17 protein-coding genes are annotated in these 17,862 nt (G+C 47.3%); 5 read left to right on the top strand and 12 right to left on the bottom strand.

Going from position 1 to position 17,862, the window contains the following annotated elements; genetic code table 11:
• The first annotated feature begins 131 nt into the window (after positions 1-131).
• Positions 132-2,534 (top strand): fatty acid cis/trans isomerase, encoded by a 2,403-nt coding sequence (locus tag KO512_RS14440; protein ID WP_215953052.1) that lies wholly within the window; start codon positions 132-134, stop codon positions 2,532-2,534.
• Positions 2,535-2,599: 65 nt separating this feature from the next.
• On the opposite strand, the gene KO512_RS14435 is transcribed toward KO512_RS14440, so the two are convergent.
• The 11 genes from KO512_RS14435 to paaN all read right to left on the bottom strand — a co-directional run bounded on the left by KO512_RS14435 (position 2,600) and on the right by paaN (position 13,111).
• Positions 2,600-2,884 carry a hypothetical protein gene (locus KO512_RS14435; RefSeq protein ID WP_215953051.1) on the bottom strand — a complete coding sequence of 95 codons (285 nt, stop codon included), beginning with the start codon at positions 2,882-2,884 and terminating at the stop codon, positions 2,600-2,602.
• Between the two features lie 500 nt (positions 2,885-3,384).
• Positions 3,385-4,029, bottom strand: coding sequence for a DsbA family oxidoreductase (locus KO512_RS14430; RefSeq protein WP_215953050.1), 645 nt, complete (start codon positions 4,027-4,029; stop codon positions 3,385-3,387).
• A gap of 149 nt (positions 4,030-4,178) precedes the next feature.
• Positions 4,179-5,045 carry a glutathione-dependent disulfide-bond oxidoreductase gene (gene yghU, locus KO512_RS14425; protein ID WP_215953049.1) on the bottom strand — a complete coding sequence of 289 codons (867 nt, stop codon included), beginning with the start codon at positions 5,043-5,045 and terminating at the stop codon, positions 4,179-4,181.
• Positions 5,046-5,059: 14 nt separating this feature from the next.
• Positions 5,060-5,740, bottom strand: coding sequence for a glutathione S-transferase family protein (locus KO512_RS14420; RefSeq protein ID WP_215953048.1), 681 nt, complete (start codon positions 5,738-5,740; stop codon positions 5,060-5,062).
• 75 nt (positions 5,741-5,815) lie between these two features.
• Complete coding sequence (locus KO512_RS14415; RefSeq protein WP_215953047.1) at positions 5,816-6,490, bottom strand: haloacid dehalogenase type II; 675 nt, start codon at positions 6,488-6,490, stop codon at positions 5,816-5,818.
• A gap of 116 nt (positions 6,491-6,606) precedes the next feature.
• On the bottom strand, positions 6,607-7,125 hold the full coding sequence (locus KO512_RS14410; protein WP_215953046.1) for a hypothetical protein: 519 nt from the start codon (positions 7,123-7,125) through the stop codon (positions 6,607-6,609).
• Positions 7,126-7,754: 629 nt separating this feature from the next.
• Entirely contained in the window at positions 7,755-8,759 is a 1,005-nt protein-coding gene (sppA, locus tag KO512_RS14405) for a signal peptide peptidase SppA (RefSeq protein ID WP_303492303.1), read from the bottom strand.
• Between the two features lie 40 nt (positions 8,760-8,799).
• Positions 8,800-9,462: an HAD-IIIA family hydrolase gene (locus KO512_RS14400; protein ID WP_215953045.1), complete on the bottom strand. Its 663-nt coding sequence runs from the start codon at positions 9,460-9,462 to the stop codon at positions 8,800-8,802.
• A gap of 109 nt (positions 9,463-9,571) precedes the next feature.
• Entirely contained in the window at positions 9,572-10,321 is a 750-nt protein-coding gene (locus KO512_RS14395; protein ID WP_252735029.1) for an SDR family oxidoreductase, read from the bottom strand.
• Between the two features lie 192 nt (positions 10,322-10,513).
• Complete coding sequence (locus KO512_RS14390; RefSeq protein WP_215953044.1) at positions 10,514-11,299, bottom strand: enoyl-CoA hydratase-related protein; 786 nt, start codon at positions 11,297-11,299, stop codon at positions 10,514-10,516.
• Positions 11,300-11,431: 132 nt separating this feature from the next.
• The gene (gene paaN / locus KO512_RS14385) at positions 11,432-13,111 is read right to left on the bottom strand and encodes a phenylacetic acid degradation protein PaaN (protein ID WP_215953043.1); all 1,680 of its coding nucleotides are present in this window, start codon (positions 13,109-13,111) and stop codon (positions 11,432-11,434) included.
• A 466-nt stretch (positions 13,112-13,577) separates the two neighbouring features.
• Here paaN and paaF point away from each other — a divergent pair, with 466 nt between their 5' ends.
• The 4 genes from paaF to paaI are packed head-to-tail and all read left to right on the top strand — an operon-like array spanning position 13,578 to position 17,132.
• Positions 13,578-14,357 (top strand): 2,3-dehydroadipyl-CoA hydratase PaaF, encoded by a 780-nt coding sequence (paaF, locus tag KO512_RS14380; RefSeq protein ID WP_215953042.1) that lies wholly within the window; start codon positions 13,578-13,580, stop codon positions 14,355-14,357.
• Between the two features lie 4 nt (positions 14,358-14,361).
• A complete protein-coding gene (paaG, locus tag KO512_RS14375; RefSeq protein ID WP_215953041.1) occupies positions 14,362-15,153 on the top strand; it encodes a 2-(1,2-epoxy-1,2-dihydrophenyl)acetyl-CoA isomerase PaaG in 792 nt (263 codons plus the stop codon).
• 21 nt (positions 15,154-15,174) lie between these two features.
• Complete coding sequence (paaH, locus tag KO512_RS14370) at positions 15,175-16,692, top strand: 3-hydroxyacyl-CoA dehydrogenase PaaH (RefSeq protein ID WP_215953040.1); 1,518 nt, start codon at positions 15,175-15,177, stop codon at positions 16,690-16,692.
• Positions 16,689-17,132 (top strand): hydroxyphenylacetyl-CoA thioesterase PaaI, encoded by a 444-nt coding sequence (paaI, locus tag KO512_RS14365; protein WP_215953039.1) that lies wholly within the window; start codon positions 16,689-16,691, stop codon positions 17,130-17,132. Before paaH ends, paaI begins: the two co-directional genes overlap by 4 nt.
• Positions 17,133-17,264: 132 nt before the next feature.
• On the opposite strand, the gene rraA is transcribed toward paaI, so the two are convergent.
• A complete protein-coding gene (rraA, locus tag KO512_RS14360; protein ID WP_215953038.1) occupies positions 17,265-17,762 on the bottom strand; it encodes a ribonuclease E activity regulator RraA in 498 nt (165 codons plus the stop codon).
• Between the last annotated feature and the right edge of the window lie 100 nt (positions 17,763-17,862).

Genomic DNA, 17,862 nt, shown 5'->3' with positions numbered 1-17,862 from the left:
TCATCCTAGAAGGTTTTTAACACGTTGAATGGATTACTGCTCAGCGACGGGCTTACAACAACCGGCTCAGGTATTAAGTAACGGAGGTATTTGTTACTCTGGTTTTTTAAAACACTGGCGTAGTACCGCGAATGAAAAAACCAATACAGGGTAAAACCTATGCAAGTATTTTTCTAATTGCGGGGATGATCTTTTTTCTCTCGGCGTCAGATAAAAAAAACAAAGAGATCGACCCTCGTATTGCCACCGCTGAACAGTCTTACAACTTTGATAGCGATGTCCGCCCCATTCTGGATACAAAGTGTCTGGCCTGTCACGCCTGCTACGATGCCCCCTGTCAGTTGAAGATGGAGTCCTATCACGGGATAGAGCGTGGCGCGTCAAAACTGCGCGTCTATGATGGAGGGCGGCTAAGCGATGCTATTCCGACACGCCTTTATATTGACGCACAAACCCCACAGGAGTGGCGTCAAAAAGGGTTTTATTCCGTACTATCCCACTATAGTGACAACGAAGACCAAACCGCTCCGTTGATGCAGCAGATGCTAGATCTCGGATACAACAGTCCGCTTCCCTCCGATAAGGTAGTACCAGATGATATTGAACTCGGCTTTGACCGAGTTAACACCTGCCCTGCACCGGGTGAATTTAGTGATTATGCCGAGCAGTTCCCCCACGGCGGCATGCCTTTAGCGGTTTCGGGATTGAATCAACAGGAATATCAAACCCTGTCAACCTGGTTAAAGCAGGGTGCGAAAATCGATTCGCCGCCGATCGAAATCAGTGCAACAGATAAAACCATAATTGCACGCTGGGAAAACTGGCTAAATCAGCCAAATAAGCGATCCCAGTTACTCGCCCGCTACCTTTATGAACATCTTTTTTTAGGCCATCTTTACCTACAAGATCCCGCGCGACTTGCAGGACAGCAACATAACGAGGTTCAATTCTATCAATTAATTCGCTCCTATACGCCATCTGGTGAAGCCGTCATTGTGCCCACAGTGCAGCCGAATGATGATGCTCAAAAAGCTTTTATTTATCGCTTAATACCGATTGCAGGCACCATTGTGCATAAAACCCATATTACCTATCGGTTTGATGCTGAACGACTTAAGCACTATCAACAGCTCTTTTCTAGCATACAGTGGGATGTCACTAGTCTGCCGGGTTATCGCTTTGCCGACCGATCCAACCCCTTTGTCACCTTCGCCGCGATTCCCGCAAAGCTGCGCTATCGTTTTCTTTTAGATAATGCGAAGTATTTTGTACGCAACTTTATCCGCGGACCTGTCTGCCGTGGGCAAATTGCGACCAATGTTATCCGAGATCAATTCTGGGTCATGTTTGAAAATCCAGCGTTGGAACGCTACACCAATGATGAAGCTTATCAGGCAACCGTTAACCCCTATCTTGGCTTACCCGGTGAAAAAACATCGTTGCTTAAATTTGGTAGTGAGTGGCTCACCTACAGCGATGATCGTAATCACTATTTGAGCCTACGTGAGAAAGCTTATCAACAAGCGTTTCCCGCTGGCGCATCACTAGAGCAGATTTGGGGTGGCGAACAAACCAATCACAATGCTTTTTTAACCGTCTTTAGACATCATAACAGTGCTTCGGTCACTGAGGGCTGGCAGGGGGAAATTCCATTAACGGCTTGGGTGATGGGTTATCCATTACTGGAACGAACTTACTATGAGTTGGTGGTCAATTTTGATGTTTTTGGCAGCGTCTCCCACCAAGCACAGACACGACTCTACTTTGATCTGATTCGCAATGGCTCAGAAACCAACTTTCTTCGCTTTATGCCAGCGAATAAGCGTAAAAAAATCTATGCCAACTGGTATCAATCAAGCGCCAAACTAAAAACCAAGATTACCTATCATGCACTGGATAGCCAAACGCCTAGCAACATTGTCTACCACAGCGATGACCCAAAACAGGAGTTCTTGCAAACCCTGCTCGACAACTACCCTGCTCTGACCGGCAAAGGCGACCCAATCAACCGTTGCGACCACTGCAAACTAATACATACCGAGCCCTCAGCACAGATCAGTCATAGGCTGAGTCAACTGGCAGCAAAGCCAGCCTCTCAATTAGCTGGTATTAAGTGGTTGCCGGAGGTTAGTTTTGTGCGTATTAATCTCGATGGTGAAAGCGGAGATAAAACTGACGATCACTTTTTAGCTTACACCATATTACGTAACCGCCGACACAGCAGCGTAGCCTATCTATTAGGGGAATCCTTACGCTATCAAGAAAACCTCGACAGCCTGTCCATCTTACCGGCTCCGGTTGGCAGTTATCCCAACCTGATATTGCAGATGAATCTTAGTGAAGTTGATGAGTTTGTTACACAGTTTCGCCACATCAACTCAGATCATAAATTCGAGCAGTTTATTCAACGCTGGGCCGTTGGTCGGATGAACCCTCACTTCTGGGAAGTGTTTCATAGTTTCAAAACATATATGCAAGGCACTCACCCACTAGAAGCGGGTGTATATGATATGAACCGCTATGGGCATTGGTAAATCAAACAACCTAATATATTAGCGGCTCATTTAGAGCCGCCGCGATCAATTTAGCATTCACGCTGTTACTTTAGCAGCGCAACCTCCGTCGCTTCAGTCACGGTGTTCGCATCAGCTCTTTCAATGATTTTCACCAATGTTGTTTGAATCACCTCATCTTTTCGCACATCCGTTTTACCTTCAAAAATCTGGGATTGTGGCTGCGCGCCCTCCTCTGCTACAAACTCAACCATAACCTGCGTGGCGCAATCTGTAGCAGTACCGAAATACTTTATCGCAATCGTCGGATAGCCTTTAGATACTTTCTTAACCTGCTTGGCGATGCGGCTTCTCGCTTTATCCAGATTCATGTGTCTTCCTCAAAACAGTCATCATTAACAGATCAGAGGATACTCGTTAGTAAGCATCCCGCTTGATCATACATAGGAGCATAATGCACTGATTTTCACGCTATTAATATGACCACAAGTCATTGTTTTGAATAGCGTAAAAATAACAGAGGAATATTGGCTCAAATCAACCAAGAGTGCAGGGGTTGCGCAGAAACAATGAGCGGCTCAACCGCCTGATACTTTAAACGTTAAGTTAGGCTTACTTCGTTATCTAGAATGACAATAAAATAGCAACGTTCGATATAACGGCGCAAAAGTTAAGATTCAGCTTTGATAAGCAGCTCGATTATCGAGATGGCAATGGATTTATAGCAATGTAACAAGGCTGCTGAAACAGGTCGAACAGACGCTACCCAATGCCCGACCATTGAGCACCACTGGGAGCCAATATCATGAGACAATATTGCTCGCCTGATTTGGCCTAACTCGCCTGACAGTGATGCCCGTCATATCAAAAACTACTGCTCGGCTAGTTCGCGTAGCACCTCTTTATAAGTGCTCTGCGGGTGTGCACCAGTCAGTGCGCTGCTACGATTAAAGATTACCGTTGGCACCCCAGAAATTCCCTGCCGCTGCCACTGCTGCTCTAAATTCATGACTCGATCAGCGCGTTCGATATCATCTAACGCCAATGTAGCGGCTTCTCGTTCTAATCCCACACTCTCGGCCTCAGCTAACAATAGGGAGCGATCGGATACATCTTTATGCTCACTAAAGAACGCGGCAAATAACCGTTGTTTTAACGCATGCTGCACCCCCTGCTCATGGGCAAAATCTAACAATAGGTGAGCATCTCGAGTGTTAACTATCTTCATTTCTTCAAAGTAGTTAAATTCAAAACCATACTCCGCACCAAGGGCTGTGATATTAGCGCGTGCGTTGTCACTATCTTCGCGCGTGGCACCGTACTTACGCAGCACATGGGCCCGCAGCTCTTCGCCTTCAGCGGGCATATCGGGGTTTAGCTCAAAGGGTTGCCATTCGATCTCGACCCTATCTTGCAGATCTAGCTCATTAATAGCGGCTTCTAACCGCTTATAGCCAATGATGCACCATGGACATACCACATCAGAGATAATATCTAGCTTAATCTTATCGTTCATATAAAGACTCTTGGTTAGGCAATTGACAGGTGGTCATGTTTATTGAGTAATGCTCACTGTTATCGATAATCAGATTGAGCAATGAGCAACCATCAAGAAAAGCGGTACAGTGGATGACAGGCACCCACTGCAGGAGAATTTAAAACGGCTTACGCTGGTTTTAACGCCAAGACTTTATCAATATCCTCAGCCGAATGACGTTCAGGAAGCTGTTCCCAGCTTTCACCCCAAGAACGATTGACGATACGGCCACGCTCAACACCTTCACGGAGCTCCAACATTTTTGCCCAACGGACAACATGACGATAAGAATCAACTTGCAGAAATTCTGCAGCATCGTACAAATTACCTAAGACTAAATTGCCATACCAAGGCCAAATAGCCATATCCGCAATGGTGTATTCTTCACCCGCGACAAAGGTATTATCTGCCAGTTGCTTATCTAAAACATCCAATTGACGCTTTGTTTCCATCGCAAAGCGGTTGATGGGATATTCTTGCTTTTCATCCGCGTAAGCATAAAAGTGACCAAACCCACCGCCTAAAAATGGAGCTGAACCTTGCGCCCAGAATAACCAATTAAAGGTCTGCGTGCGTGCCGCGCCGCTCTTAGGTAGAAATTGACCAAACTTCTCGGCAAGATGAACCAGAATAGAGGCTGACTCAAATACGTTAACCGCTTCATCACCAGATTTATCCAGTAAAGCAGGGATTTTCGAATTTGGGTTAACCGCCACAAATCCTGATGAGAACTGATCCGATTCCCCAATATTAATCAGGAAAGCATCATACTCTGCATCTTTAATACCCAGCGCCAATAGCTCTTCAAGCATAATGGTTACTTTTTGACCATTGGGCGTAGCAAGAGAGTAAAGCTGAAGAGAGTGCTCACCAATTGGCAATGTTTTTTCGAATCTAGCACCCGATTCAGGACTATTGATATTAGCCCACTTATTAGCACCACTTGTATCATTAACCCAAACCTTGGGTGGGATGTATTGGTTTTCCACTCTCATCACTCCGTACGTTATTAAGTGTTTTTAGCAAAATTTTGTGGGAAAAGCGCGCGAGCCGCCACGTCATCAAAATCAGACTTAAATTCAATATCGTTATCAATGTTACGGGCACGTTCTACCGCAGGGCGCGCATTGATACTAGCAAACCAACGCTTGAGATTGGGGTAGCTATCTAAACCATCGCCACCCAATACAGGCGCCGCTTTATCAATCCAACCCCAGGCAGAGATGTCAGCGATTGAGTACTCATCACCAACGATAAATTCCCGGCCTTCCATATGTGCATCAAGCACTTCGTAATGACGTTCAGCTTCACGCAGATAACGGTTAATGGCATAAGGTACCTGCTCAGGTGCTTTATGTCTAAAGTGCACCGACTGCCCCGAAAATGGACCTAAACCTGAGGCGATAAACATCAACCAAGACAACATTTCACCGCGATCTTCCGCTTTACCAGCCAGCAGCCCAGTTTTTTCAGATAGATACATCAAGATGGCATTAGAATCAAATACACGCTGACCATCATCCTCAATCGCAGGGGTTTTACCGTTAGGATTGATCGCACGGTATTCCGGCGTATGCTGCTCGCCTTTCATGGTATCAACGGGCACTAATTCATATGGAAGACCCGTTTCTTCAAGAAACAAAGCAACTTTCATCGGGTTTGGCGTTTGGTGAAAGTAAAACTTAATCATTTTATTATCCTATTACCATTGATGGTTTTATTTATTTTGAACGGTCTAACTCAAAGCATAAGGTCGCTATAAATATTAATCGTCTGTCGCAATGATTTTCGCGGCAATATCATCCATGGTTGAAGCATCAATATCGGGTTTGATATAGAGCGGATGATAAGGCGCACCAGAGCGATCGATATAAGCACCCTGCAAACCGGCACTCATTGCACCATGGATATCCCAATCATGGGTCGCCACGAGTCGCAGTTTCGCCTTCGGTTGCCCCAGTTTACTGGCGACAAATTCATATGCCGCAGGGCTAGGCTTAAAGGTGCCCGCTTCTTCGACACTGATAAGCTCATCAAAATAGCTATCGAGCCCTGCATTATGAATTTGATTATTAATTAAATTCAGTGATGAATTGGAGAACGCCACTAAACGGAATCCTGCTGAGCGCAGTGAAGCTAACGCTGTTTTTATATCAGGGTGTGCGGGCAAGCTGGAAAAACCACCGACAACGCTATCAATTTGATCGCTCGACAACTCTATACCTTTTTTCCCTGCGAGGGCTTCAAGCATAATCTTAGACAAGGTGGCGAAATTAGTCTTTACGCCGGTGATCATCGACACAGTCGAGGCATGCAACAACATAGAAAACCAGGTATCGGTATAACATTCATCGCCAAATATTGACTTAAACTTAGGCCTTAAAACATTTAAATTCAAAACCGTTTCGTTTATATCGAACAAAATCGTAGTCTGTTTCATAAGTCACCTTTCGCTATCATTACGTCAGCTATACATCGTACTTAAAGAATCAGCATAGCTAACTATTTATCGGATCAGCCAAGAATAATCGAGCTGCTTTAACCGTATTCTCTCTACTATTTTACTTTTTTAGCATAGAGGTATAAGACAAAACTGATCGCAGCAAAAAAGACCAAATGTAATAAAAACTTAACGTCAAGACTGAAATTCAAAGGCGGCAGCTTTTCAACATGAAGCTGTTGAAACGAAACTAACTGTACGATCATCGCGTTAGCCGGTGGTGCGATCACTGTTGTGATCCATGTAAACAGAAATGTGACCAGGATAATCAACGCTAACCGCCGGGTGCTTAACAGCAAAATACCGCACAACAAGCCGTAAAAAATAGACACCAGTAAATGGGCAGTCCAGGCAATCATAATCGCTGGCACACTACCCCAGCCACCTAATTGCTGATAAAAAGCGGCATGGCGACTCGTGAGTGTATCCATGCCAAATAGTGGCTGAATGATAATAAAAACAACCCCCGCCACTAATCCGAGGATAGCCGCCATGAGTAAAAACTGCAGTCTAAAAGTGTTGTCAGACATCACTTGCGAAGTTGATACAGATCTTTCAGACGCGTCTTTGTTCATGGCAGGCCTATATTTCTCTTAATAATATTCAGTGAGAGAACTATAGCCATACTTGAACAGTCGATCAAGCTATTTATGAACGATTGTTCAAAATTAATGAGACAGCTATCCAACGACCTATGTTAAGCGAACTTCATGATGGTTTTAATGCTGATTTAGGTTCTTTTGTAAGTCGCTACAGCATCATCGGTGCGGTTCGTACCTACCTACACCATCGGTGCGGTTCATTCTTCACCTCATCCAACGCGATATTTTCGTTGTGAATGCTTACCGCATCGTTCTCGGCACAATGATTGTCGTAGGCTGGTGAGCTTTGCGAACCGCACCACCGGTACGCCGTGTATCGCACCATCCTACCTGCACCATCGGTGCGGTTCGTTCCTACCTACACCATCGGTGCGGTTCATTCTTCACCGCACCCTACGCGAGATTTTCGTTGTGAATATTTACCGTATCGTTCCCGGCACAATGATTGTCGTAGGGGCTGGTGAGCTTTGCGAACCGCACCACCGGTAAGCTGTGTATCGCACCACCCTACCTGCACCACCGGTGCGATTCATTCCTCTACGGATTTTCGACAAAAAAGGCCGCGACATTGCTGTAGCGGCCTTGAACTTATCATTGCGTGCTTAACGCAGCTGTACTGAATTATTCAGCCCTAATTGAGTGGCAATGGTTTTACCAAAGCTAACGCCTAAACGATCAATCAGTTGCTCTAGCGGTGTACCTTTTGGTGAGTAGTCGACCAGCTTATCGGCACCAACCAGATCCCGCGCCACTGAACTACTACTACCTAGACCATCGATCAAGCCTAGCTCTAATGCTTGTTCACCGGTCCAGACCAAGCCACTGAACAGTTGGTCATTCTCTTTCAGCCGATCACCACGCCCTTTACGCACTTGGTCGATAAATTGCGCGTGAGTGGTATTCAGCACGGTCTGCCAAAAGGCACGATCCTTCTCTTCCAAAGGAGAGAACGGATCAAGGAAGGTTTTATTCTCACCGGCAATCAGGTTGCGTCGCTCGACACCCACTTTCTCCATCAGATCCACGAAACCAAATCCGGATGACACCACCCCAATGGAGCCAACCAAGCTGGCTTTATCCGCGTAGATTTCATCAGCCGAAGCGGCAATGTAATAGGCACCAGAAGCACCAATATCGAGAATGACTGCATAAACTTTTTTCTCGGGATGCAATGACCGTAAGCGCTTCACCTCGTCATAAACATAACCCGATTGAACGGGGCTACCACCGGGACTATTGATTCTCAGAATAACCGCTTTAGCGTTATCATCATCGAATGCCTTTCGCAGTGAATAGATAATCTTATCGGCACTGGCGTCTTCACCATCCGCGATCACCCCCTTCACTTGCACCACTGCCGTATGTTCACCACCCTCATCGAGGTCAGGCGTAAAACTATCCGCGAAAAGATAGATGCCTAAAATGACAAACAGATAACCAAAGGTGAGTAGTTTAAAAAATACGCCCCAACGGCGGGCACTACGCTGCTCTTTTTGCAGCCCCATCATTGTCCGTTCTATGAGTCGCCACTCTTTGGTTTTATGTTCTGGCGGTTTAACGCTTTCACTATCCTTGTTATCTTCAGCTTCCCAGGGATTTGAGCCCACTTGGTTCTCCTTACATTATCTAGCTTAAATTATATCGATATTACGAAGGTTGGCCGGAAGCCTGCACTAACCAGTTTTCCAGTTCAACAAAGCGATGCATCACCAATACAGGGTTATACGGGGTTAATCGATCAATATGATGCGCGCCATAACTCGCGGCAATCGTATCCATACCCGCTCTGACACCCATTTCCAAATCAAATTCCGTATCTCCGATCATTACCGCCTCTGCAGGACTCAAACCCGTTTCAGCAAGGATCTCTTCAAGCATGTGAGGATGCGGCTTTGACGTGGTTTCATCGGCACAACGGGAGGTTTCAAACAGATATTCAAGACCTGTTTGGTCAAAGACACGATCCAGCCCTCGACGGCTTTTACCCGTAGCAACAGCCAACCGATAACCTTTTTGCTTCAGATTGATCAGCGTTTGTTCCACCCCGTCAAACAACTCAGTGGGCGTATCATCGGCTTCGAGGTAGTAATGACCGTAACGGTCGCGAAGTGGAGCAATCAGGCTATCGTCGACACCGGGAATCAGCATTCGTATGGCTTCAGGCAAACCTAAACCGATAATATTACGTACCGCCTCATCGGACAGTTCAGGCTGTTCAAGGTCCCGAGCCGCCTTTTGCATACTGGAAATGATCCGCGCAGCAGAGTCGATAATGGTGCCATCCCAGTCAAAAATAAGTAGCTTATACACAATATTTATCCAGCGCTGTTAATTGTAGAACTTAGAGGTTGATCTTACGTTAACAGCGCAATAAAGATAACCATGGATTTAAAATGGTTTTAAACTAATCCACGACGAGTTAACTTTCCTGTACCGTGGGTCGAATCAGCAGTTCACTGACATCCACGTGCGCAGGCTGAGTAACGGCATAAAGTATCGCGTTAGCAATATCTTCAGGCTTTAGATTGGCCACTGCTTCGCCATACATATTCTCTTTCACAGCGGCCCGAATTTTGTCATGCACGATACTGTCCGGTAGCTCCGTAGAGACAGCGCCCGGCTGAACATCGGTCACCCGCACGCCATAACGAATAGCCTCTTTACGCAGCGTATCAGAGATAGCTCTAACCGCATGTTTAGTACCGGCATAAACCCCAGCACTAGGGTAAGTCAAACGCGCAGCAACGGAACTAATATTCACAATATGTCCCTGCTTGCGCTCTGCCATCCCAGGATAGACTGCGTGAATGGCATATAAAACGCCTTTAATATTCGTATCAATCATCTGCTCCCACTCATCGACTCGACCGTTTATGAACGGACTGATCGGCATGGTCCCTGCATTGTTGATAAGGATGTCGACTCCACCCTGAGCAGTAATCAGCTCACCTACCCGCTGCATACCTTGCCGGTCGGAAACATCGACAGGGGCAATACAGACTTCACGTCCCGTTGCGCGCAACTCATCGGCTAACTGTTGTAGCCTATCTTCCCGTCGAGCACTGATCACCAAGTCAGCACCTTCAGCAGCCAATAGGCGGGCCGTTGCTTGACCAATTCCCGAACTAGCGCCGGTAACCCAAGCGGTTTTTCCTAATAATTTCATCATATAAACTCTATATTTATAAACTCTATATTTATAAACTCTATATTCGATCGCTATATTCAATTTCAAAATATAGACGTTTAAAGCAGTCGATATATTGAAACGATACCTTTATGACAGAAACACAAAAGCCGCCAAAGTAGAACTCGGCGGCTTTATCGCGATTTAATGATGCAGCACCATCAATCAGCAGGTTTACCTATTTTTAAACACCGGTTTACGCTTTTCAGCAAAAGCATTCATACCTTCGGAGCAATCATCAAAGGCAAATGTCGCCTCAAATGCCCGCCGCTCAAACCGCAAACCATCATCAAGGGAGCAACTAACTCCCATGTTTACACTCTCTTTAATCAGCATAATCGTAGGACGTGACATGGACGCAATCTTCGCGCCGGTTTTGAGTGCTTGTTCAGCTAGAGCATCAGCTGACACAATACGAGCGACCAGACCTGACCGCTCAGCTTCTTCGGCATCCATCATTCGACCCGTCAGACACATTTCCATCGCCTTCGCTTTACCGACCGCTTTGGTCAAACGCTGCGTACCACCCGCACCCGGCATGGTGCCAATACTGACCTCCGGCTGACCGAACTTAGCATTATCAGCCGCAATAATAAAATCGCACGCCATGACCATTTCGCAGCCGCCTCCGAGGGCAAATCCTGCGACAGCAGCAATAATGGGTTTGCGAGCATCTTCAATTGCGCGCCAGCAATCACGCTGAATATAAGGGAAATTCCTGGCATGCAACGCAGGAAAAGACTGGTCTTTCATCTCTTTGATATCAGCACCCGCGGCAAACACCTGATCACCGCCGGTCAGGATGATACAGCCAATACTATCATCGGCTTCAAAACAATCGACCGCCTCGCCCACTTCACGACACAGCATCGCATTGAGGGCGTTCATCACCTTAGGCCGGTTTAGGGTAATAATTCCGACCCCTTGCTTAACTTCCGTCAGAATACACTGGTAGCTCATAAAACACTCTTTTCAATCAATCCGGTTGTCACAGGATACCGGTCAGGAATAGCACACTGCCATCTCTAACACTCAGCCGATCCCTGTTCAACAAAGCGAATCGGCTGGGCATCAACCTTACATTCAATCTATTCAGGCGTGTTTACGGCTCTGAACAACACGGAAACGGTTAGCGACAAAGGCTAAGTCGGACAGTGACGCATTCGCCGCAGGGTTGCTGCCGGTCGCATGGAAGTCACTAAACGCAGCACTCTGGTTAACATACACACCACCGGTCAGGTTAATAGAAAGCGCAACACCCACATCCAGTGCCGCTTCTTCTATCTGATCAAGTACCGCTTCGCTGGTTGAGTAACAACCCATGGTAATGGCACCATGATTTTTAACCGCTTTGTGCGCCAGTTCGATTGAGTGGGCATTGCTGTCAGTCCGAACCAAGAAGCTAATAGGACCAAACAACTCTTCCATATAAGCATCTTCTTTATCGGCGTCCACAGCGATCAGTAGCGGGCTACGCATCCGCCCCTCTTTAAACCAAGGGTTTTCTGGACGATCAGATTCACGCACAATCGTGCCGACCCGCTCACCCAGTTCACGGGCACTATCGACACGCTGATCGGTAACCTCAGCCTGAATGCAACCTAACACCATCGCAGCGCGTTCAGGGTCCGAGAGGAAACGCGTGATACCCGTGCTCAGCGCCTCAGCTACCTCATCAAAGCTTTTGTGCCCCTGATCTGTCTCAATACCACCGGCGGGAATAAAGATATCCTGCGGTGTGGTACACATTTGTCCAGAATAAAGACTCAGCGTAAATGAGAGGTTCTGAATCATCCCTTTAAAGTTATCAGTGGAATCGATAATAATCGTATTCACACCGGCCTTTTCGGTATACACCACGGCTTGATGACAGTTCTGTTCCAACCAGTCACCGAAAGCCGTATTGCCGGTAAAGTCGATTACACGGATCTCTTCCCGTTGCGCCAAAGTCTTAGTGCATGGCTGCGATGGATCCGCATCAATCACCATTGAAGCGATATAGGGTGGTAGACCCTGCTCGCTAAGGACTTCCTGAGCAATTTGAATGGTCAGAGCTGCCGGTAGAATGCCCGCTGGGTGCGGCTTCACAATGACCGGATTACCGGTTACCAATGAGGCAAACAAACCTGGATAGGTATTCCAAGTCGGGAAAGTAGAACAGCCAATCACCAGTGCTACACCGCGCCCAGTCACCGTGAAGGTCTTATCCATCACTAATGGATCATGTTTACCCTGCGGTTTTGTCCAAGTAGCAGCGCCTGGAGTATGAGTCATCGCATCATAACTATAAGCGATCGCTTCCAGACCTCGGTCCTGAGCATGTGGACCACCGGCTTGAAAGGCCATCATGAACCCCTGCCCCGAGGTGTGCATGACGGAGTAACCCATTTCAAAGCTACGCTGGTTAATGCGCTTAAGAATTTCAAGGCAGATGCCGGTACGTGCATCAACACCAATATCGCGCCAAGCTTTACGGGCTTCATTCATCGCCGGCAACAACACATCAATATCAACGGTGGGATACTTAATACCCAGATCAAAGCCATAAGGAGAGACTTCACTGCCCGCTTCGCCAGTGATTCCCGGCATATCCAATTTAAATGACGTATTTAGATGCGCTTTAAAGGCCCCTTGGCCATCTTTATCAGCCGTTTCCCCGTATTTACGTGGGCTAGGACTTTCTGGGTAAGCGCTATAATAATCGCGGGTACGGATAGCATTCAGTGCGGCATCAAGTTTCGCTTTGTGCAACTCAAACAGGGTATGGCTCATACAAGGTCTCTTTATTTTGTTCAGCCCGCAGGCGTTATCTCTGTGCAGAACGCTACATCCTAAGCACTACACTTATTCAGCAGCGTTCTGCCTGCTTACTGTGTTTCAAACAGTTTAGAATATAGGTTTCATTTAAGCATTATTTACTCAAACCTGATCTAAACTGCCTAACGAATATCGATTTAGGTTAAAAGATACACTAAAGAAAGTGATACGAAAAGATAATTTATTGATAATATATTTGTATCCCTTTGCGCTTTTACGGTAACCTTTGCTGATACTGATTTGAAGCAGACCGTCAGGCTGAATACTGAAGAGCACAACAATATAACGAGAATGGTCAGCCTTTACCGGTCACGCCTAAGCGGTAACCCTAAAGACTGATACAATTGAACAATAATAAACGGTAGCGAGTCTGTACTGGCTGTATTAGCCCATGTCGATACCAATAATGCTGAGATAAGCCATGTCCGATTATCAAGATATTCTGGTCAGCGAACCAGAGTCCGGTGTAATGACCATTACCCTCAACCGCCCTGCCGCGCGAAATGCGCTGTGCAATAATCTATTAAAAGAACTTGCCGATACACTCGATGCCTCTATTAGCGATGACCGTATTAAAGCGGTGGTCATTACCGGTGGCGAAAAAGTATTTGCCGCTGGCGCTGATATCAAAGAGATGGCCGAGCTGGACACCGTTGGCGTCATGAATGATATTCGCCCCACTTACTGGCGTCGTATTGCCCAATATCCCAAACCGATTATAGGCGCAGTGAACGGCTTTGCACTCGGTGGTGGCTGCGAACTGATGATGCATTGCGATATCGTTATTGCCGGTGACAATGCCCAGTTTGGCCAGCCTGAGATAAACCTCGGTATTATTCCTGGCGCCGGTGGCACCCAACGACTATTGCGCACGGTGGGTAAATCAATGGCGATGCAGTTGGTGCTGTCCGGGGAGTTTATCTCCGCCGAACAAGCTCGCGACTTTGGTTTAGTCAGCGAAGTTACCATTCCTGAAATGAGCTATAACCGAGCATTAAAACTCGCTAAAACGATCGCCAAAAAACCACCATTAGCGGTTCGTTTAGCAAAAGAATCACTGCTAAAAGCCTATGAAACGACATTAGAAACCGGTCTCAATTTGGAGCGCAAAGCATTCACTCTGCTTGCGGCCACAGATGACCGACGTGAAGGCATTGCTGCTTTCATGGAAAAACGCCGACCAGAATTTAAGGGGAAATAATCCAATGGCTTACCAACATATTGAATTTGAGATTACTGAAGGCGTTGCCGTTCTGACACTTAATCGTCCAGACAGTCTGAATAGTTTTAACGGTCAGATGCACACAGAAGTCCGTGATGCGCTAAAACAAACCAAAACTAATGCCGCTGTACGCTGCCTGCTGATTACCGGTAACGGGCGTGGTTTCTGTGCAGGACAAGACCTTAGCGATCGCGCAGTTGATCCTGATGCCGAGGTACCGAACCTAGGTGAGTCAATTGAAAAGAACTACAACCCGATGATTCGTACGCTAACATCATTGGAGATGCCCGTCATCTGTGCCGTCAACGGCGTGGCTGCTGGTGCAGGTGCGAATATCGCGCTGGCCTGCGACATTGTGTTGGCCTCGAAGAACGCCAGCTTTATTCAGGCGTTCTGTAAAATCGGCCTAATTCCGGATTCCGGCGGCACCTGGACACTTCCTCGCGCAGTAGGTTTACCCCGTGCGATGGCGCTTTCACTGTTGGGCGATAAGATCTCTGCCGAACAGGCTGAGCAATGGGGCATGATCTGGAAAACCTATGAAGCGGATGAGTTGAAAGACGCGGCACTTGCCATGGCAAAACAACTAGCCACCCAGCCAACTAAAGGTCTGGCATTGATCAAGCGCTCGCTACACGCCTCGGCCAACAACAGCTTTGATGAGCAGTTAGACCTTGAACGCGACCTGCAAACGCTGGCCGGACAAACAGAAGACTACCGTGAAGGTGTTAGTGCTTTTATGGCAAAACGAACACCCAGCTTTCAAGGTAAGTAAGCGAATATTGGAGATTTTCACATGAGTCGTTTTAATACGGATTCTATTATTGCCGTTATCGGTGCGGGTACCATGGGTGCCGGTATTGCACAGGTAGCAGCGAGTGCCGGTCATCCGGTGTTGCTCTTTGATACGGCAGAGGGTGCTTCACAACGGGGCATAGATAACACCGCCAAGGGACTCTCCCGCCAAGTTAGCCGCGGTAAGATGAGCCAGCAGGCAGCCGATGATTTAGTTGCGCGTATCACCCCGGTCACTGAATTAACCGCGCTTGCACCTGCAGCTTTAATCATCGAAGCGATTGTCGAACGCCTAGATATTAAACAACAAGTATTTGGTCAACTCGAAGAGATCTGCTCCACCGATACGGTGATAGCAACCAATACCTCGTCCATTTCGGTCACCGCCATCGGCGCCACCTTGAAGCGCCCACAAAATTTAGTGGGGATGCACTTTTTCAATCCCGCTCCGGTCATGAAACTGGTGGAAGTCATCAGTGGTTTGGACACCGATCCCAGCATTGCTAACGATATTTATCAGTTATCCGCCCGTTGGGGTAAGCAGCCGGTTATGGCAAAGTCGACTCCCGGCTTTATCGTTAACCGTGTTGCGCGTCCGTTCTATGCCGAAGGTCTACGTATCACACAGGAAGGTGCTGCCGATATCGCCACCATCGATGCGCTGATGCGTGAGTGTGGCGGTTTTCGCATGGGGCCTTTCGAACTGATGGACTTGATTGGTCACGATGTTAACTACGCCGTCACCTGCTCTGTGTTTGAAGCTTTTTATAATGACCAACGTTTTCTCCCCTCGCTGATTCAAAAAGAGTTGGTCGATGCCGGACACCTAGGGCGTAAAACAGGCCGTGGCTTTTACGATTACAGCGAAGGTGCGCTAAAGCCTGAAGCCAAAACCGCTGCGCCATGCCCCGCTCCCAAGTCAATCATCGTTGAAGGTGAACTAGGGGTCGCAGAACCCTTATTAGCACTGTTTGAACAAGCGGGCATTCAGGTTGAACGCACCGATAATGATGAAGTGGAAGGGATGATCACTATTGGGGATGCCACCCTGATGTTATCCAATGGTCAATTCACCACTATGCGGGCCAGTGAAACCATGCGCCCGAATCTGATCAATTTCGATCTCGCGCTGGATTACAGCCGTTCAACACGTATCGCCTTAGCACCGGCGGATCAAGCCTCGGACGAAGCCCTGCAAGCAGCTATTGGTTTATTCCAAGCGATTGGCAAGTCGGTTAGCGTTATTGACGATATTCCCGGCATGGTGGTCATGCGAACCGTTTGCATGTTGGCAAATGAAGGCTTTGATGCCGTGAATCAACAGGTATGCGATGAAGCTGCGGTTGATATCGCCATGAAGGGCGGCGTGAACTACCCCTGTGGCCCAATCGAGTGGGTTAACAACTTAGAGCTTAGCTATGCATTGGATGTACTCGATAATCTAATGGATGCTTATGGTGAAGATCGCTACCGCGCATCCCCACTCTTATTACGTAAAGTTGCAGGAGGCGCAGCATGAAGCCTAGCGAAATGACGCCACAACAGTTGGCAGAAGCCTCCAGTGCCGCCATGCACCTCAATGATCACACCGCTCAGGGAATGGGCATGAACATTGAAGAAGTCGGCCCTGGCTATGCCAAACTGACCATGGTCGTACGTAAAGATATGCTCAATGGTCATGCGACCTGTCATGGTGGAATGATGTTCGCGCTGTGCGATACCGCCTTTGCTCATGCTTGCAATAGCTATAATCGTGCAACCGTTGCTAGCGGTTGTAACATTGAGTTTATCGCCCCCGGGTTTGAAGGCAACACACTGACAGCGATAGCACAAGAACGCTCACGTAGCGGTCGAACCGGCGTATATGATGTAACACTCAGTAACCAAGACGGTGTAGAACTGGCCTTCTTCCTAGGCAAAGCTTATCAAATCAAAGGTACTTTGATTGCTGAAGAATAAAGCATCAAGCAAAACGCTTTAACCGGAAAGTACTAAAAGCAAGTCACAGGCCGTTTAGCGTCAGTAACAAGTAAAAAAGCCGCCGTTGAATAGTATTCGACCGCGGCTTTTTTGTATCTGTATTAACGCCTTTTAGCTATCAGTATCAGCCAATTCTAGCTTTTCAGGTGAAACCAGTACGCCATTATTATCCGCATAGACATAATGACCCGGCTTAAAGGTGACGCCTCCGAAGGTTAATGGAACGTTGAGTTCACCAAGGCCGTTTTTATCGGTTTTCATCGGATGAGTGGCTAACGCTTGCACCCCTAAATCAATATCCCCAATAGCATTCACATCGCGAATACAGCCGTAGATGATAATTCCCGCCCAACCGTTGAGGGAGGCTTTTTCAGCCAGCATATCGCCTAACATTGCACGTCGCAGAGAGCCGCCACTATCAACAACTAACACCCGCCCTTCACCGGGTAGCGCTACCTGCTCCCGCACGAGCGAATTATCTTCAAATGCTTTGAGCGTGACAATTTCGCCACCAAAATGCTCACGACCACCAAAGTTGCCGAACATTGGTTCTACCACCTGTACTAGGTCAGGAAACTGATCACACAGTTCGGGTAATAAATCTTCCACGGGGATACTCCTTAAATTAAACCGTCATTCGGCGGGTATAATCGCTCATTCTACGTTTTTTTGCACTTGCACTATAGGCGCAAAAACAGTGACCTAAAAC

The sequence above is a fragment of the Amphritea atlantica genome (assembly GCF_018860855.1).
In the GTDB taxonomy this organism is placed as follows: domain Bacteria; phylum Pseudomonadota; class Gammaproteobacteria; order Pseudomonadales; family Balneatricaceae; genus Amphritea; species Amphritea atlantica_A.
The sequence above is the reverse complement of the archived record's forward strand: the minus strand, read 5'-3'. Positions and strand labels throughout refer to the sequence as shown.

Bases quoted from the DNA above. Each gene is read 5' to 3' on its own strand.
- KO512_RS14415 (WP_215953047.1), bottom strand. From the start codon at position 6,490: ATGAAACAGACTACGATTTTGTTCGATATAAACGAAACGGTTTTGAAT.
- KO512_RS14395 (WP_252735029.1), bottom strand. From the start codon at position 10,321: ATGATGAAATTATTAGGAAAAACCGCTTGGGTTACCGGCGCTAGTTCG.
- KO512_RS14435 (WP_215953051.1), bottom strand. From the start codon at position 2,884: ATGAATCTGGATAAAGCGAGAAGCCGCATCGCCAAGCAGGTTAAGAAA.
- KO512_RS14420 (WP_215953048.1), bottom strand. From the start codon at position 5,740: ATGATTAAGTTTTACTTTCACCAAACGCCAAACCCGATGAAAGTTGCT.
- paaF (WP_215953042.1), top strand. From the start codon at position 13,578: ATGTCCGATTATCAAGATATTCTGGTCAGCGAACCAGAGTCCGGTGTA.
- yghU (WP_215953049.1), bottom strand. From the start codon at position 5,045: ATGAGAGTGGAAAACCAATACATCCCACCCAAGGTTTGGGTTAATGAT.
- paaI (WP_215953039.1), top strand. From the start codon at position 16,689: ATGAAGCCTAGCGAAATGACGCCACAACAGTTGGCAGAAGCCTCCAGT.
- KO512_RS14390 (WP_215953044.1), bottom strand. From the start codon at position 11,299: ATGAGCTACCAGTGTATTCTGACGGAAGTTAAGCAAGGGGTCGGAATT.
- KO512_RS14440 (WP_215953052.1), top strand. From the start codon at position 132: ATGAAAAAACCAATACAGGGTAAAACCTATGCAAGTATTTTTCTAATT.
- paaN (WP_215953043.1), bottom strand. From the start codon at position 13,111: ATGAGCCATACCCTGTTTGAGTTGCACAAAGCGAAACTTGATGCCGCA.
- paaG (WP_215953041.1), top strand. From the start codon at position 14,362: ATGGCTTACCAACATATTGAATTTGAGATTACTGAAGGCGTTGCCGTT.
- paaH (WP_215953040.1), top strand. From the start codon at position 15,175: ATGAGTCGTTTTAATACGGATTCTATTATTGCCGTTATCGGTGCGGGT.
- KO512_RS14430 (WP_215953050.1), bottom strand. From the start codon at position 4,029: ATGAACGATAAGATTAAGCTAGATATTATCTCTGATGTGGTATGTCCA.
- KO512_RS14410 (WP_215953046.1), bottom strand. From the start codon at position 7,125: ATGAACAAAGACGCGTCTGAAAGATCTGTATCAACTTCGCAAGTGATG.